The organism is Allostigmatella hybrida (assembly GCF_020103775.1).
GTDB classification, from domain to species: Bacteria; Myxococcota; Myxococcia; order Myxococcales; family Myxococcaceae; genus Hyalangium; species Hyalangium aurantiaca.
Map to the genome: position 1 here is coordinate 37,333 of NZ_JAHXBH010000037.1, position 15,189 is coordinate 52,521.

A 15,189-nucleotide genomic window follows, 5' to 3' on the forward strand; every position below is an offset into this window, starting at 1 on the left:
GTCGTGGCGTACCCGGTGCGAGGCGCTTACTCGCCCTCGCGCACGCCGATGGCGAGCTGGGCCAGGCCGGCCCGCTTGGCGAGCTCCATCACCTGCACGACGGTGCCGTGGGACACGCCCTCGTCCGCCTGGACGATGACGACGGTGTCCGGGTTGTCGGCCTTGGCCTTGTCGAACGCCCCGCGCAGCTCGTCCTCGGTGACGGTGTTGCCGCCCAGCACGTACTGCCCGTTGGCGAGCACGGCCACCGACAGGTCCGTGGAGCGCGCGGTGACATCCGCGGCGCCGCCCTTGGGCAGGTTCACCTTGAGGCCCGCCTTGGCGCCGCCCCCGGGCCCCTGCTGCACGATGACGGTGCTGGTCACCATGAAGATGATGAGCAGCACCAGGAAGAGATCCGTGAGCGGGGTGATGTTGATCTCCGCGAAGACCCCCTCGCTGCCCTCGTCATCGTTTCCCGGTATTTTTCCCATCGCCATGCGGGGTTCCTCGGCTCAGACGGGGGTGGCATCGCCCCGGGCGGTGGGCTCGGGCAGGACTGGGGCGGCGGGCAGGGTGGGACGCTCGTGCAGCAGCTCCACGAACTCGTCGCCCAGCAGGCGCAGCTCCACGAGCACCCGGGCCAGGCGCGCCTGGAAGTAGTTGTAGAAGACCATCGCCATCACGGCCACGAGGATGCCCACGGCGGTGGCGATCAGCGCCTCGGAGATGCCCGTCATCACCGTGGCGGTGCCGCCGGTGCCCCCGGCGTCCACGTCCAGCCCCAGGTCCTTGAAGGATCGCATGATGCCGGCCACGGTGCCGAACAGGCCCACGAAGGGGGCGAGCGAGCCGATGGTGGCCAGCAGCCACAGGTTGCGCCGCAGCCTCAAGCCCACCTGGGCCCGCTCCCGCTCCACGGCCGACTCCACGCCGCCCCCGGTGAGCCGGGCGCGCTCCAGCCGGTCGAACCCGGCCAGGAAGATGTCCGCCACGGCGGCCTTCGAGCGCTCGGCGGCGGTGCGCGCCGCGGCCAGGTCTCCCCGGAGCAGGTGCTTGTGAACGGTTTCTCCGAGAACGCGGGAGTTCTCGCTCACCCCCCAGAGGGCGATGATGCGCTCGATGGCGACCCCCAGCGCCACGACGGAGGCGAGCAGGAGGATGGCCATGGTGACGCCGCCAAGGCGCAGATAGTGGAGAAGTTCGGTCAGGCTCATGGAAAAGTGGCCAGGAGGCTCGGCCAGGACCGAGACTTAAGCCATGAACCGCGCAGCCGCAGCAATCTTCCTGGTGGCCGTTTGTTCGGGGTGCCCCAAGCGCATCGAGTTTGGTCCCGAGGGGCGCATCGAGGATCCCGAGGCCCTCTTCCAGGTGACGTCCCAGGCGCAGGCCAACGTGGTGACGCTCCAGGGGGACGCGAAAATCCGGGTGGCCTCTCCCCAGGGCAACGGCACCCTGTCCCTGTTCGTGGCCATCTCCCGGCCGAGCCTGGTTCACCTGGAGAGTGCTGATTTCTTCAACCGGCCGGTGGCGGCGCTCGTGTCGGATGGCCAACGCTTCGGGCTCTACCAGACGGAGGGCAACGTGTTCTACCAGGGGCCCGCGAGCCCCGAGAACGTCTCGCGGTTCCTCCCGGTGGTGCTGCCGAGCGAGGAACTGGTGGCCTTGATGCTTGGACAGGTGCCGTTCATCCCCGCCGAGCGCAAGACGCTGGCGCTGGATGCGGACCAGCGCCTCTACGTGCTCACGCTCTACCGGGGCGAGGTGACGCAGACGCTCTACATCCACCCGAAGCACCGCCGCGTGGTGCGCAGCGAGGTGCGGGGCGGGCGGGGCTACGACTTGTTCTTCGAGGACTTCAAGCAGAAGGGAAATCAGGTCTTCCCCACCCAGGTGGAGCTGAAGGCGGAGATGGCCCGCACGGAGCTGCGGCTGAACTACAGCGATGTGACGCTCAACGCGCCGCCGGATCTCACCCTCTTCGAACTGGCTCCGCCCGAGGGAGCGCGCGTGGTAGAGGTGGACGCGCGGGGCCGGGAGGTGGCTCCCGCGTCTCCCTCCCCGGAGGGGGGACCGCCCGGCGCGTGACGCCCGCCGCGGCCGGAAATGCGCGGCAAAGCCCGAACTGGGTTTAACATGGAGACTTGACGGGGACCCAGGACTTCCCCCCCGGATGTGACATGGCACAGATCAAGCTTGGCGAACTGCTGATCAAAGCGAACGTGCTCCAGGAGAGCCAGCTCAAGGCCGCGCTGGCGGAGCAGGCGAAGTGGGGCGGCAAGCTGGGAGAGATCCTGGTGCGCATGAGCCTGGTGTCCGAGGACATCCTGGTCCGGGCCCTGTCCAAGCAGCTGAACATCCCCGCGGTGAACCTGGACGCGGTGCAGATGATTCCTCCGCACGTGCGCGCCAAGATTCCGGCGCAGACGGCGCGCGACTTCGCGGTGCTGCCGTTGCAGCTCCGGGATGACGGCAAGACGCTGGTGGTGGCGGTGGCCGATCCGCTCAACGTGCGCCACCTGGACGAGCTGCGCGCCATCGCCCGTTGCCGCATCGTGCCCAACGTGGCGGGCCGCACGTCCATCGCGCGCGCCTTCGCCCGGCTGTACGAGGATGGCGGGGAGCTGGGGGAGGCGGACACCAACTTCAAGGTCATGGACGCCCAGGGCCGCACCCTGGTGAAGAACATGAAGGACGTGGACGGCGCGGCCGCGGCGGCTCAGGCGGCGCCCGCGGCCCGGCCCGCGCCCCCCTCCCGGCCCTCGACGGAGACCCCGGCGGTCCGCCCCAGCTCGGGCAGCCCCGTCGAGCTGCTGAAGACGGTGGAAGAGGTGCAGCGCAAGGAGGTCGCCGCGCTCAAGGCCATGGTGGAGCTGCTCATCGAGAAGGGCATCTTCACGCGTGAGGAGTACATCGCCAAGGTCAAGCGGTAGGCTCTGCCCATGCGCAAGAAGATCGGCGAACTGCTCGTCGAGTCCGGGGCTGTGACGGAGGCGCAGGTGCGCACCGCCATGGCCCAGAAGCGGAACTACGGCAAGGGCCAGCGGTTGGGCTCGGTGATGGTGTCGATGGGCCTCATCACGCCCGCGCAGCTCGCGCGGTGCTTGGCCACCCAGTTCGACATGCCCTTCGTGGAGCTGCCGGAGATTTCCCCGCAGGTGACGGCGCTGCTGTCGGTGGACTTCCAGTCCGAGCACCGCATCGTCCCGTTCCGCCTGGAGGGGGAAGGCAAGACCGAGCGGCTGCACGTGGCCGTGGAGGACCCCCGGGACGTGGCGCTGGTGGATGAGCTGCGCTTCCAGGTCCGCAAGCCGCTGCGCGTGTACGTCGCCGCCTCGGACGACATCGACAACGCGCTCGTGCTGGCCCGGGGGGAGCGGCTGGACATCATCCAGGCCACCTCCCTGGAAGAGGATGGCGACGGGCCCATGCGCATCGAGCGGGGCGCCGACGCGGTTCAGGGCGCGTGGGCCGGCGAGGGCCGTCCTCCCGCGCCCCGGGCCGCGCCGCCCGTCCTGTCGCCCGCTCCCGCCAGGCCGCCGCATCCTCCCAAGGAGACCAGCGCGGACTTCATCGATGATCTGCTCGGCACCGGGCCCCGCGCGAAGGACCGGCCGCCCCCGCCCCCCCCGGAGGATCCGGGCCTGCCCCGGGTGCCGGTGGTGGTGTTTGGAGGGGCCGCCAAGAACGTCAAACCCCCGGAGCCCAACCGCCCGCCGAACTTCTCCGAGGAGGACTTGCAGGTGCTCGACAACCTCGAGCGCCTGTCCAAGGGCGAGGAGCCGCTTACCGTCACCCAGAAGGTGATGCCGGCCCAGATGGTGGCGGCCCTCATCCGCCTGCTCATCCAAAAGGGCGTCATCCAGGAGCAGGAGTTCCTGGACGAGCTGGTCCGGAAGTAAGCGGGCCGCCGGGCTGTTCTTCCGCTCCGAGCCCTGCCCATGCCCGAGCCCCTTCTCGACGTCCGAGGCCTGCAGACCCGGTTCTCCGTGGAGGGGGGCCCGGTGATGGCCGTGGACACGGTGTCCTTCTCCATTCCCGCCGGGGGCACCCTGGGGGTGGTGGGGGAGAGCGGCTGCGGCAAGAGCGTCACCGCCCTGTCCGTGATGCGGCTGGTGCCGGACCCGCCGGGCCAGGTGGTGGGCGGGGAGATCCGCTTCCGGGGACAGAACCTGCTGGCCCTCTCCGAGGAGGAGATGCGCCGCGTCCGGGGCAACCGCCTGGCCATGGTCTTCCAGGAGCCGATGACGTCGCTCAACCCCGTGTACCGGGTGGGCGAGCAGATCGCCGAGCCCCTGCGGCTGCACCAGGGGCTGGACCGGAAGCAGGCGCGGGCGCGCGCCGTGGAGCTGCTGCGCCAGGTGGGCATCCCCGCGCCGGAGCAGCGCGTGGAGGCCTACCCTCACCAGCTCTCGGGGGGCATGCGCCAGCGGGTGATGATCGCCATGGCCCTGGCGTGCGGCCCGGAGCTGCTCATCGCGGACGAGCCCACCACGGCGCTGGATGTGACGATCCAGGCGCAGATTCTCGAGCTGCTCAAGCGCCTGCAGGCCGAGCGCGGGATGGCGGTGATGCTCATCACCCATGATCTCGGCGTGGTGGCGGAGAGCTGTGACGCGGTGGTGGTGATGTACGCCGGCCGCGTGGTGGAGCAGGCCCCGGTGAAGGCGCTCTTTGCCCGGCCCGCCCACCCGTACACGGCGGGCCTGCTGCGCTCCATCCCGTCCTTTCAGGACGTGGAGGGGGGAGGGGAGCGCAGGCGCCTGAGGGCCATTCCCGGAATGGTACCCAGCCTGCGCCGCCTGCCGGGGGGCTGCCGCTTCCGGGAGCGCTGTGACCGGGCGCTCCCCCTCTGCGCCCAGGTGGACCCGCCCCTGGAACCCAAGCGGGAGGACCAGTCGGCCGCCTGCCACAACCCGGTGCCCGCGCCATGAGCGGCCCCCTGCTTCAGGTGCGCGAGGTGAAGACGCACTTCCCGGTGCGCGGAGGGTTGCTGGGCCGCGTGCAGGGCACGGTGAAGGCCGTGGACGGCGTGAGCTTCGACGTGGAGCGCGGCGAGACGCTCGGGCTGGTGGGGGAGAGCGGCTGTGGCAAGAGCACCCTGGGCCGGAGCCTGCTGCGGCTCATCGAGCCCACCTCGGGCTCCATCCGCTTCGAGGGCGAGGAGCTGACGGGCCTGCCGCCGGGGCGGATGCGCGCCTTGCGCCGGCGCATGCAGCTCATCTTCCAGGACCCGTATGCCTCGCTGAACCCGCGCCTGACGGTGCGGGAGCTCATCGGCGAGCCGTTCGCCATCCACGGGCTGGCCCAGGGCCGGGAGCGCGAGGAGAAGGTGCTCGCGCTGGTGGATCTGATGGGGCTGCCGCGCGATGCGATGGACCGCTACCCCCACGCGTTCTCCGGCGGCCAGCGTCAGCGCATTGGCATCGCGCGCTCCATCGCCCTGCGGCCGGACCTGGTCATCGCCGACGAGCCCATCAGCGCGCTCGACGTGTCCATCCAGGCGCAGATCATCAACCTGCTGGTGGACCTGCAGCGCGAGCTGAAGCTCACCTACGTCTTCATCGCGCATGACTTGAAGATCGTGGAGTACATCTCCACGCGCGTGGCGGTGATGTACCTGGGCAAGATCGTCGAGCTGGCCCGCGCCGAGGACCTGTACCGCCGCCCCCGCCACCCGTACACCCAGGCCTTGCTGTCCGCCGTGCCGGTGCCTGACCCCGAGCGCCCGCGAAAGCGCATCTTGCTCCAGGGCGATGTGCCCTCACCGTTGGCGCCGCCCCCCGGGTGTGCGTTCCACCCGCGCTGCCCCCATGCCTTCGAGCGCTGCCGCCGCGAGACGCCTCCGCTCTACCGGTTGGAAGGGGGACACACGGCGGCGTGTTTCCTGGCCGAGCCCGAAGCCCGCCCCGAAGGAGGTCCTTGAGGTGTTCTGGCTCAGCCACCACCGCGAAGACGAGTACAACCGCACCTACGTGGTGGGAGGGGTCCGCCTGTGCGCCCGCTGTCTGGGCACCTATCCCGTCCTGCTCGCCGTCCTGGTGGGGCTCTTCGGGCTCCGGGCGCCCCTGGACTGGCGGTGGGACGTGCCGGTGGTGCTCGGCCTCACGCTGCCGGCCCTGGTGGACTGGGCCGTGGGGCGCTTCCGGCCCGCCGGGGGCCACAACGCGGTGCGCACCCTGACGGGGGTGCTCCTGGGCGTGGCGCTCGGCCGGTCTCTCTACGTTCATGTGCAGCGCCCGCTGCCCACCGTGTTATGGGCGCAAGCAGCGCTGGTGACAGCGGTCGCGCTGCCTGTCATTCTCGCTACTTACCGAAGGCCACGGCCCGGCTAGACCCAACGCTCCCCTGAACCGTTGAAGACAGCGGTGGCAGGGAAGGGAAGGAGCCGGTGGCTTGCGAGGGAGTCTTGGGACCGGAAACCTCAGACGAGGGGCTGATGCTCGCGTTCCAGGCGGGAGACGCCCGTGCGTTCGAGGCACTGGTGCGCAGGCACCGGATGCCGGTTTTCAACTTCATCCTCCGGTTCACCGGGCATCCCGCCCGGGCCGAGGATGTGTTGCAAGAGACGTGGTTGAAGGTGGTTCGCAACGCCCGGGACTACAAGCCGCGGGCCAAGTTCACGACCTGGCTCTACACGATCGCGAGGAACCTCTGCGTGGACAGCGCTCGCAAAGAGAGTTACCGGCAAGCCGCCTCGCTGGAGGCTCCCGCGGGCAGTGGGGCGGGCGCCGAGGAGGGCCGCACCCTGGGCGAGGCCCTGCCGGACACGGGCATGGGCCCGGAGCGGGGCGCCTACAACGCGCGCGTCCGGCCCTTGCTGTCCCAGGCCTTGGCCAGCCTCCCGGAAGAGCAGCGCGAGGTCTTCGTCTTGCGTGAGTACAGCGGCATTGCCTTCAAGGACATCGCGGAGGTGACGGGCGTCTCCGAGAACACGGTGAAGAGCCGGATGCGCTACGCCCTGGAGGGGTTGCGCCGGCGGCTGACGGAGCTGGGGGTGGACGGGGACCTGGCCGACGATGGAAAGACGGTGGCGGGATGAAGCCCCAGAACCCCCATGCCCACGAGGACCGGCTCCTCGACTTCGCCTATGGCGAGCTCTCCCCCCAGGAGACCCGCGCGGTGCAGTCCCACCTGGACGGGTGTCCCCGGTGCAGCGAGGCCCTGGCCAGCATCCGGGGCGTCCGCTCGGCCTTCTCACAGCTCGGCATGGAGCCCGCGCCCGAGGCGGGCCTGGACTCGCTGCTGGCCTACGCCCAGCAGTCCGCCCGCGGCATGGCCCAGGGCCCTTCGCCCAAGCAGAGCCTGTGGCGGCGGTTGACGGTCCCGGTCATGGGCATTGCCTCGGTGTGCGTCTTTGGCGTCATCACGCTCCGGGTGAGCGAGCAGGTGAACCTCCAGCCCGAGTTCGCCCAGGCTCAGAAGACGGTGGCCGCCCCCATGGCCGAGGACGCTCCGCCGCCCGCGGACCTGCTCATGCCCAGTGCCGCGCCCGCGCCCGCGCCCGGGGCCCCCGCGGAGCCGCAGATGCCACAGATCTCCCGCGGCGCCCGGCGGGAGATGGCCCAGGACGTCCCCGAGCTGAAGAAGAAGATGGAGAAGGCCGACTGGGCGCGGGGGGGCAAGGGAGGCACGGCCTCCAAGGCCAAGCAACTCGTGGCCGAGGAAAACGCCGAGAGTGAATCGTTCGGGATGGCCGCGGATGACAATGGGCCCCTTCCTCCGCCTCCTGCCCCTGTCGCCGCCGCTGCGCCCGAGCCTGCTCCCTACGACAAGGACGGGGCGTATGATGACGGGGCGTATGGTGCCCCTGCGTCCTCGTCGCTGCGCTTGAGCGAGGGGCGGGCCCGTCAGTCCAAGTCCAAGCCCTCCGCGTCCAAGGCCCCGGCTTCCGCGGGGGCTCCCTCGCCCGCCAAGCGGGCCCCCGCCGAGACCGAGATGTCCCAGCAGGCCATCGTGGCCCGCCAGGACGGTAAGCGCGTCCTCGATGCTTCCTTGCTGCGCGAGGCCCTGGCCGATGGGGCCACGGGGGAGGAGCGCTGGAACTTGCTGGCCCGCCTCTGTGACGCGGAGTTCGCCCTGGGCCGCCGCGAGGCCGCCATCGAGGCGTGCTCCCTCGTCGTGAAGGAGGCGCCTGGCTCCCCGGCCGGTTTGCAGGCCCGCCGCCGCCTGCTTCAAGAGGCTCCCGCCCAGCCGGGCACGGACAAGGCCTCGCCCCCTGTCCCCGCTCCATGAGTCCAGGCCAAATGACCGATGCAACTCCCGTTCCGGTCCCGGGATAATGGGGCTTATGTCTTCAGGGGTGTCGCGTCGGGAGTCGGGGCAGGCCGCGGTGGAAGCTGCGCTGATCATGCCGCTCATGGTCTTCATGACCTTGGGCATCGTGCAGCTCACGATGATCCAGCATGCGAAGCTGATGACGGAGTACGCCGCGTATCAGGCGGCGCGCGCGGGCAGCGTGTGGAACGGCAACAACGAGCGGATGCACGACGCGGCCATTGTCGCCCTGCTGCCGACGATGGGGCGCACGGACTCGCTGGCCACGCTGGCCACCACCTGGGGCATGCACCAGCTCTACGACGAGGCCCTGCGCAGGCTCGCGTGGGGGGCCTCGGGGGTGCAGCCGCCCGCGTCCTTCAACGGCTCGAACCTCTTCGGGATGATCCGGGTGGACACCATCAACCCGGCGTACTTCACCCCCATCGACACCATCTGGAAGCTGCGCGAGGGGTACAACTGGAAGGAGCTGGACTTCGACGGGGCCGCCAGCTACCCGGAAGTCCCGGCGCTGGAGGACAACCTCCGCAAGTTCTTCAACCTGCCCGAGCCGGATGACGCCGAGACGGTCTACCGCAAGGCCACCCGGCTGACGATCCGCCTGCGCTACTGGTACGAGCTGCGCGTGCCGTTCGCCAACTGGGTCATCTTCACCGCCTGGTACGCCTCCAACGCCCGGGTGGCCCTGTCGGGCGCCATCGACCGGCCCACGCTGGCCAAGACCAACATGCTCAACCCCAACGCGGACATCGAGGCCCTCAAGGGCATGGCCCGGGGGATCTCCCACGAGCGGGGCTACAACAGCGTCTACCCCCCGGAGATGTGGGTCCTCTGGGGGCTGGCCAACGGCAGCATTCCCCTCGTCTCCAACGTGGTGGGCAAGCGCTACTTCCTGCCGCTCACGGCCACGTACACCCTGCGCATGCAATCCAACTTCCACCGCAAGTGGATCCTCCACCTCAACCCGGATTGGGGCCTGTAGACCATGTTCACCCGGGTTCTTCGTCAGAGCATGCAGCGCCAGGAGGGCCAGGCCCTCGTGATGGCCGCGTTGATGGTGCTGGTGCTGGCCATCGCGGTGGCCACCACCGTGAACATCGGCCACACCGTGCACGAGCGCGTCCGGCTGCAGAACACGGCCGACGCGGCCGCCTACTCCATGGCGGCCATGGAGGCGCGCGCGTTCAACTTCTACGCCTACGCCAACCGCACCCAGGTCTCCCACTACGTCTCGGCCATGATGTGGCAGTCGCTGCTGTCCCTCATCTACTTCGCCGAGGCCTTCATCACCGACATCTACGGGTTCATGCGGACCCTCAACCCCTGCTCAGGGGATGCCGATGGGCTCTTCTGGAAGGTGGCCTGTCCTATCCTCAAGAAGCTGCCCTACGTGGGCATGGTCCTCGAGGTGATCGACAAGTTCATGGGCGTCTTCAAGACGCTCATCCAGGGCTTCCAGACGGTGCTGCGCACGTTGAACCCTGACAAGCTCATCGGGCGCATCGTGATACCGACCCACCGGGTGCTCAACGGGGTGATGTTCTTCGCCTCCCAGTCCGTGATGGCCTCCACCCTCACGCACGTGGCGCAGACCACCGACACGGTCATCTACGCCAACGACAAGAACGTGGACCCCAAGCTGGGCCAGCTCGCCGCGGGCGCGATGAGCCTGTGCCTGTTCGACCAGGCCCACTTCCGCGAGGCGGGCACCCGCCCCCTCGACGTGGACAAGGGCGGGGTGGGGCGCAATCCCTTCACCCCCATCGATCCCACCAAGTGGCGGCACTCGGAGAAAGAGGCGCGGGCCAAGCGCGCCATGGCCACCATCACCAATGGCACGCGCTACGGCTGTGACGCGAACGGCGGCGCCTGCCCCGAGGGCTTCATCACCTCCCGCAAGCTCGGGGACCTCATCCCCCTGCCCGATGGCCTGGGCGTCATCCGCGACCTGCTCAACTCGGACATCGACACCCCCATCTTCAGCTTCGGCAAGTACGGGCAGACCCGGTTCCTCACCTACAACAACCCCAACGCCGCGAAGATCCGCAAGACCTCCAAGCCCTACGATCCGCGCAACACGATCCGGGATTGGAACGACGGCATCGATCCCACGCTCGGCGCGCTGGCCCAGGGCGACAACCTGGGTTCCGATGACCTCTACTGGATCAAATTCGGTCCGGCGAACTTCCCGGGGCTGCGCAACCCCCTGGCCTGCCGGGACAGCGACAACCCCCGCGAGTGCTGGGGCGATCCGCGCGAGGGCTACAAGGAGGGCAAGAGCGACTACCTGCCGTTCAAGCACCCGACGAAGACCAGCATCTGGGCGATGAACGAGTCCGAGGGCTCCCACGAGAACGGTGGCGTGCACTGGCGTGTCCACCACACCATGCAGCCCACGGGGGATTCCTGGAAGCGGGTGTACCGGCCGAGTGGCCCCGAGTCCGAGGTGGGCGTGCACCGGGAGGAGGTGTGCGCGATTGAGGTGGCGGGAATCTGCCCGCCGCTCGCCCCGAAAATGGACGTCTTCACCGCCAACGTGATGCCCGCCGAGGATGGCAACCACCCCTGGAAGGGGCTCGTGCCGTTCATGCACTTCGAGCCCGGCCAGTACGGGGACACGTGCGGCGGGGCGCCCGACTCCGAGAATGCCGCCGAGCGCTACAAGCACGACTTCAACCAGCCCTCCACCTGGGTGCTGCTCCACAAGACGCCCGAGCAGGTGACGAACGCGGGCGGCGCCGATTACGCGGGCACGGGCTCCAATGCGCCCGCGCTCCTGAATGACGAGGGCAAGGTGCAGTGGCGCTTCAGCGCCACCACGCCCACACTGGAGATGCAGAACAAGCGGATGAAGTTCCTGTCCGTCATCGAGGGGCTCAATGTCGTCGCCCGCGGGCAGACGTACTACCACCGCCCCGGCAACTGGGCCGAGCATCCCAACTTCTTCAACCCGTACTGGCGCCCGCGTCTCGCGTCTGTCTACCAGGGGCGGCACACCCTGCCGTTCGTGGGGCAGATGGTGGACAGGCTGCCCGGTGTCTTGAGGGACATGCCGCAGAAGGTCATCACCCATTGAGCCCCCTGCGCCCATCCGCCCGCCGCGGCGCGGCCACGGTCGAGTTCGCCCTCATCGTCCCGGTGCTGGTGGCGATCCTGATGTTCAGCATGTACCTTACCGAGCTGGTGCGGGCGAAGCTCAAGCTCCAGGAACTGGCGCGCTACGCGGCCTGGGAGATGACGAGCTACACCCTGAGCGACTTCGCCAAGGCCAAGCACGCCGAGGCCTTCGAGGTGGCCCAGCGCGAGGCCATGGCCGAGGCGCTCGAGCGCTACAAGGACATGGACTCCGTGGAGCCCAACGCCCTGCCAGGCAACTTCGTCGCCCGGTACGCCGACGTGCAGGGGACGCTCGCCAACGAGGAGATTGGCTTCTTCGAGAAGGGGCTGGTGCTCGGTAACTCGGACGAGGGGTTGGCGAGCGACGTGGTGGGCGCGCTGAACCGCGCCGGCAATGGGATGCTGGGGGAGTGGGACTTCAACACCAAGGGCTGGGTGACCTCGGACGTGAGCATGCGCTTCAACAACGTGCTCCTGCCCAAGAACTACCTGGACGAGGGCACGCCGAACGGCTTCTTCCAGGCGGACATGTTCGGAGGCCAGCAGCTCGACAGCCTGGCGCTCCGGAGCCGCTACTCCCTGTATGCGGATGCCTGGACGATGGAGGACGGCGGCGACGCGGTCATCCGGGGACGGCGCGCGGGCGCGCACCGGGGCGGCAGCGAGGACATGCCCCATGGCCTCTACCAGCAGGTCAGCCGCATGGTGTTCCTGGGCGTCCACGACAAGCTCACCGAGCATGTGGGGATCCTCGCCCAGGTCGAGAAGTTCATCCGCCAGGTGGCCCCGGCGTTCCTGGGCACCTTCGTCGTCTCGCACAACTATGGCCCCACCCCCTCCGGGGAGGACGAGGAGTGGAGCCGTGACTGCATCGGTCCCCAGACGGGCGTGGAGGCCTACCCGGCCAATGCCGAGGGCGGGCTCAACAACCTGGACAAGTTCTCCCAGCTCGACTGGCCCCGGCCCAAGTGCTTCGACACCGCGCCCTTCCGGGATCAGCCCTACGAGCGCTCGCAGTACATCAAGATCTTCCAGGCCCGCGGGGACTACTTCATGGGCTGCAAGAACGCGCAGTCCGATGACCCTTCCGCGCCCCGGGTGTCCCACCGGGGGGATGAGAACCTCAATGTGGTCAACTGCGAGTAGCGCGCTCCACCGGCTGGGGCTCCTCGGGGTGTTGCTGGTGGCGCTCACCGCGGGTGCCGAGCAGGAGCTGCCCGTCTACCCGGGGGCCGTGCACACCCGCATCGGCAAGGATCTCGTCATCGCCGGCGAGTACTACCGGCTGGCCTACTTCACCACGGACGACTCGATGGAGAAGGTGGCCACCTACTTCGAGAAGCACTGGCGCGGCCTGGGCTACCCCACGGTGGTGGAAGGGGATCTGCGCGAGGAGGCCGTGGTGTCCGCGCTCTACACGCGCGAGGGGCTGCAGCGCGGCGTGGTGCTGCGCAGGCACCTGGGCAAGACGGTGGGCTTCTCGGCGCTGAGAGACCTGTGGGTCCGCGCCCCGCGCAAGGAGACCCCCGGCCTGGTGAAGCTGGAGGGCACGCTGTTCAGCCAGGACATCACCACGCGGGATGACCCAGGCGGCTCGCGCAGCCGCTCCTCGCTCGTGAAGGGCGCGCTGGACGAGGTGCGCCGGCAGGTGTCCGAGGGGTTGACGCAGCAGGGCTTCGCGCTGGTGCGCCAGACGGGCAGCAAGCTGGGCGGTGAGGAGCGCTTCACCCTGGAGCATGCCCGGAACGGGGAGCAGGTGGTCACCACCCTCAGCCGGGTGGAGGGCGAGACGACCGCGCTGCTGCAGATGTGGCTGGGCTCGGACCGCCCGGATGCCGTGCCCAACGATGAGGCCGTGCGCCAGAGCCGGCAGGCTTGGGAGCAGCAACAGAAGGCGGCACAGGCCCGCCCGGGGGGTGCGCCATGAAGGCCTGGGTGCTGATGGGGTTTCTGCTCGGCGCGGCATCCGCCTCGGCCGCGATGCCCGGCAAGTCCTTGCTGGACCACATGGCCAAGGGGCTGCGCACCACCCAGGTGGGAGACTGGGTGACGTACCGGCTCGATGGCGGGGGCGCCCGGGTGCATTACTGGCGCCTGGCGGTGGTGGGCGAGGAGAAGGACCGGCTCGGGCGCGATGCGCTCTGGGTCGAGATGGAGATGGGCACCCACCCGGCGATGCGCGCCCCCCTGTCGCAGATCCGCATGCTGGTGGCGCGCGGGCAGGGGGGGGCCTTCGATGCCGGAGGGGTGACCCGCCTCATCGCCGCGATGGGCTTCGACCGGCCGCAGGAGTATTCCCCCGAGGCGCTTGAGCAGGTGCTCGCCAAGCGCCCGCCGCGTCCCCCGGCCGCGCCGGCCCCGGGCGGGCCTTCCGCGACGGTGGTGCGCTCGGGGGCGGAGACGCGCCTGATGACGCCCGCGGGGACGGTGACGGCCGTTCCCATCGAGGTCGTCTACCGGAGCACGGTCGTCAAGCGCACCTGGCTGAGCCGGGAGATTCCCATCCTCCAGCTGGTCAAGATCGAGATTCCCCGCATCGCCCACGCCCTGGAGGCCGTGGAGTACGGCGTGGATGCCAAGCCGCGCATGCTCTTGCCGGACGCGAAGACACCACAGGTGCGTCTGGAGTATGTGGACAAGGCGTTCCCGCAGCTCCCCTGGCTGGAAGAGGAGGCCCCATGAAGTCCCCCACGCCGCCGCGCCGTTCCTTGCGCCGCCACCGCGCGCGGGGCCAGGCCATGCTCGAGTACTCCATGCTCAACTGGGTCCTGCTCGTGGCGCTCGTCATCGGCGCCTCGGTCAAGATCAAGTGGAGCGAGGACCAGCAGATGAACGTCATCGACCTGTTCCTCCGCTCGTACCAGATCTATTACGACTCCTATTACTTCGTGCTGAACCTGCCGTTCCCGTGACCGGGCCTCCGGCGGCTTCCGGGCGTTCCTCCGCCGCGCTGCGGTGGCTCCACGCCCTCGTCTTCTTCGGGTTCGCCGCGGGGGCCGTGGCCGCCGCCCATCCGGACTGGCGGCACCTCTTCTCCGCGCTGCGGGTGCCCTACCACCTGGGGACGCCGCCCCGGCCGGTGCTGCTGCTCGGCTCGGTCCTGGCGGGGGCAGGGGGGGCGCGGCTGGCGTGGGCCCTCGTCCGGGGCCGCTCCGCGCCCCTGATGGCCTCCTGGCTCATCCTCGGGGGAGGCGTCAGCGCCGTGCTCGGCGCCGCGGGAAGCCCCCCGCCGGAGCCTCCGTCCGAACCGGCCTTCAACATCGCGCTGATCCAGTGGGGCCAGCGCGTGCAGCGGGCCATGGTGGGGGAGCTCCAGACACGGGGGGAGGTCCCCACCGCCGAGGCGCCGTGGCACGCCGCGCTCGAGCACGCTGGGACGGCAAGGATTCCGGTGCGGAGCCAGGGCTTCCGGCAGGTTCCCCCCCAGGCCCTGCGGACCGCCTCGCCGGAGGCGCGGCCGGAGCCCCTCGTTCCGGGGTCGATGCTCGTCTACGTCTCCCCGGATGGCGCCGCCTTCGAGCTGCGGCTCGTGGGGCTCGAGCGGGGACAGCCCACCGTGCTCCGGGACGACACCGGGGCGGCCCTCGTCTTACGGGGCCTCTACAATCCCGATCTGCCCGCAGCCCCCGTGGAGCCTCCTCCCTGAGTAGGCGGCCAAGCAGACAACGGAGCAGACCCTCCAGGCGGGCAGACGAGGTGTCGATGCCTCGAATGTCGAGGAGTTACGCGGGCGTCCAGTGCGACAGTTTTGACACTCAGTAGAGCAGGCGGGTAGCATCCCACCCGGTTTGGACGCTCTCCGCGTCCCCGTCATCC

17 protein-coding genes are annotated in these 15,189 nt (G+C 69.6%); 15 read left to right on the forward strand and 2 right to left on the reverse strand.

The features are described 5' to 3' along the window. Positions 1 to 26 precede the first annotated feature (26 nt). Positions 27 to 479 carry an ExbD/TolR family protein gene (locus tag KY661_RS33365; protein ID WP_075008376.1) on the reverse strand — a complete coding sequence of 151 codons (453 nt, stop codon included), beginning with the start codon at positions 477 to 479 and terminating at the stop codon, positions 27 to 29. Between the two features lie 15 nt (positions 480 to 494). After that, on the reverse strand, positions 495 to 1,196 hold the full coding sequence (locus KY661_RS33370) for a MotA/TolQ/ExbB proton channel family protein (protein ID WP_225414038.1): 702 nt from the start codon (positions 1,194 to 1,196) through the stop codon (positions 495 to 497). A 43-nt stretch (positions 1,197 to 1,239) separates the two neighbouring features. Here KY661_RS33370 and KY661_RS33375 point away from each other — a divergent pair, with 43 nt between their 5' ends. The 15 genes from KY661_RS33375 (at position 1,240) to KY661_RS33445 (ending at position 15,019) form a co-directional block, all read left to right on the forward strand. After that, positions 1,240 to 2,067 carry a DUF4292 domain-containing protein gene (locus KY661_RS33375; protein WP_225414039.1) on the forward strand — a complete coding sequence of 276 codons (828 nt, stop codon included), beginning with the start codon at positions 1,240 to 1,242 and terminating at the stop codon, positions 2,065 to 2,067. Positions 2,068 to 2,159: 92 nt separating this feature from the next. Further along, the gene (locus tag KY661_RS33380) at positions 2,160 to 2,912 is read left to right on the forward strand and encodes a GspE/PulE/PilB domain-containing protein (RefSeq protein WP_225414040.1); all 753 of its coding nucleotides are present in this window, start codon (positions 2,160 to 2,162) and stop codon (positions 2,910 to 2,912) included. A 9-nt stretch (positions 2,913 to 2,921) separates the two neighbouring features. Continuing rightward, positions 2,922 to 3,881: a GspE/PulE/PilB domain-containing protein gene (locus KY661_RS33385; protein WP_225414041.1), complete on the forward strand. Its 960-nt coding sequence runs from the start codon at positions 2,922 to 2,924 to the stop codon at positions 3,879 to 3,881. Between the two features lie 39 nt (positions 3,882 to 3,920). After that, positions 3,921 to 4,913 (forward strand): ABC transporter ATP-binding protein, encoded by a 993-nt coding sequence (locus KY661_RS33390; protein WP_225414042.1) that lies wholly within the window; start codon positions 3,921 to 3,923, stop codon positions 4,911 to 4,913. Further along, on the forward strand, positions 4,910 to 5,905 hold the full coding sequence (locus KY661_RS33395; protein WP_225414043.1) for an ABC transporter ATP-binding protein: 996 nt from the start codon (positions 4,910 to 4,912) through the stop codon (positions 5,903 to 5,905). The genes KY661_RS33390 and KY661_RS33395 overlap by 4 nt, the downstream gene beginning before the upstream one ends. A gap of 1 nt (position 5,906) precedes the next feature. Then, positions 5,907 to 6,314, forward strand: coding sequence for a DUF2085 domain-containing protein (locus KY661_RS33400; RefSeq protein ID WP_225414044.1), 408 nt, complete (start codon positions 5,907 to 5,909; stop codon positions 6,312 to 6,314). Between the two features lie 56 nt (positions 6,315 to 6,370). Beyond that, positions 6,371 to 7,021: an RNA polymerase sigma factor gene (locus KY661_RS33405; RefSeq protein WP_225414045.1), complete on the forward strand. Its 651-nt coding sequence runs from the start codon at positions 6,371 to 6,373 to the stop codon at positions 7,019 to 7,021. After that, complete coding sequence (locus KY661_RS33410) at positions 7,018 to 8,214, forward strand: anti-sigma factor family protein (RefSeq protein ID WP_225414046.1); 1,197 nt, start codon at positions 7,018 to 7,020, stop codon at positions 8,212 to 8,214. The genes KY661_RS33405 and KY661_RS33410 overlap by 4 nt, the downstream gene beginning before the upstream one ends. A 55-nt stretch (positions 8,215 to 8,269) precedes the next feature. Beyond that, the gene (locus tag KY661_RS33415; RefSeq protein ID WP_083423315.1) at positions 8,270 to 9,238 is read left to right on the forward strand and encodes a TadE/TadG family type IV pilus assembly protein; all 969 of its coding nucleotides are present in this window, start codon (positions 8,270 to 8,272) and stop codon (positions 9,236 to 9,238) included. 3 nt (positions 9,239 to 9,241) lie between these two features. Beyond that, positions 9,242 to 11,332: a TadE/TadG family type IV pilus assembly protein gene (locus tag KY661_RS33420; protein ID WP_225414047.1), complete on the forward strand. Its 2,091-nt coding sequence runs from the start codon at positions 9,242 to 9,244 to the stop codon at positions 11,330 to 11,332. Continuing rightward, the gene (locus tag KY661_RS33425; RefSeq protein ID WP_225414048.1) at positions 11,329 to 12,519 is read left to right on the forward strand and encodes a TadE/TadG family type IV pilus assembly protein; all 1,191 of its coding nucleotides are present in this window, start codon (positions 11,329 to 11,331) and stop codon (positions 12,517 to 12,519) included. Before KY661_RS33420 ends, KY661_RS33425 begins: the two co-directional genes overlap by 4 nt. Beyond that, entirely contained in the window at positions 12,500 to 13,300 is an 801-nt protein-coding gene (locus tag KY661_RS33430) for a hypothetical protein (RefSeq protein ID WP_225414049.1), read from the forward strand. The genes KY661_RS33425 and KY661_RS33430 overlap by 20 nt, the downstream gene beginning before the upstream one ends. Next, a complete protein-coding gene (locus KY661_RS33435) occupies positions 13,297 to 14,055 on the forward strand; it encodes a hypothetical protein (protein WP_225414050.1) in 759 nt (252 codons plus the stop codon). The genes KY661_RS33430 and KY661_RS33435 overlap by 4 nt, the downstream gene beginning before the upstream one ends. Further along, entirely contained in the window at positions 14,052 to 14,285 is a 234-nt protein-coding gene (locus tag KY661_RS33440; RefSeq protein ID WP_075008362.1) for a hypothetical protein, read from the forward strand. Before KY661_RS33435 ends, KY661_RS33440 begins: the two co-directional genes overlap by 4 nt. Then, positions 14,282 to 15,019: a hypothetical protein gene (locus KY661_RS33445; RefSeq protein WP_225414051.1), complete on the forward strand. Its 738-nt coding sequence runs from the start codon at positions 14,282 to 14,284 to the stop codon at positions 15,017 to 15,019. Before KY661_RS33440 ends, KY661_RS33445 begins: the two co-directional genes overlap by 4 nt. Positions 15,020 to 15,189: the final 170 nt, after the last annotated feature.

Coding starts and splice junctions, on each gene's coding strand:
- KY661_RS33430 (WP_225414049.1), top strand. CDS start 12,500: ATGTGGTCAACTGCGAGTAGCGCGCTCCACCGGCTGGGGCTCCTCGGG.
- KY661_RS33395 (WP_225414043.1), top strand. CDS start 4,910: ATGAGCGGCCCCCTGCTTCAGGTGCGCGAGGTGAAGACGCACTTCCCG.
- KY661_RS33410 (WP_225414046.1), top strand. CDS start 7,018: ATGAAGCCCCAGAACCCCCATGCCCACGAGGACCGGCTCCTCGACTTC.
- KY661_RS33420 (WP_225414047.1), top strand. CDS start 9,242: ATGTTCACCCGGGTTCTTCGTCAGAGCATGCAGCGCCAGGAGGGCCAG.
- KY661_RS33415 (WP_083423315.1), top strand. CDS start 8,270: ATGTCTTCAGGGGTGTCGCGTCGGGAGTCGGGGCAGGCCGCGGTGGAA.
- KY661_RS33370 (WP_225414038.1), bottom strand. CDS start 1,196: ATGAGCCTGACCGAACTTCTCCACTATCTGCGCCTTGGCGGCGTCACC.
- KY661_RS33390 (WP_225414042.1), top strand. CDS start 3,921: ATGCCCGAGCCCCTTCTCGACGTCCGAGGCCTGCAGACCCGGTTCTCC.
- KY661_RS33440 (WP_075008362.1), top strand. CDS start 14,052: ATGAAGTCCCCCACGCCGCCGCGCCGTTCCTTGCGCCGCCACCGCGCG.
- KY661_RS33380 (WP_225414040.1), top strand. CDS start 2,160: ATGGCACAGATCAAGCTTGGCGAACTGCTGATCAAAGCGAACGTGCTC.
- KY661_RS33435 (WP_225414050.1), top strand. CDS start 13,297: ATGAAGGCCTGGGTGCTGATGGGGTTTCTGCTCGGCGCGGCATCCGCC.
- KY661_RS33375 (WP_225414039.1), top strand. CDS start 1,240: ATGAACCGCGCAGCCGCAGCAATCTTCCTGGTGGCCGTTTGTTCGGGG.
- KY661_RS33385 (WP_225414041.1), top strand. CDS start 2,922: ATGCGCAAGAAGATCGGCGAACTGCTCGTCGAGTCCGGGGCTGTGACG.
- KY661_RS33365 (WP_075008376.1), bottom strand. CDS start 479: ATGGCGATGGGAAAAATACCGGGAAACGATGACGAGGGCAGCGAGGGG.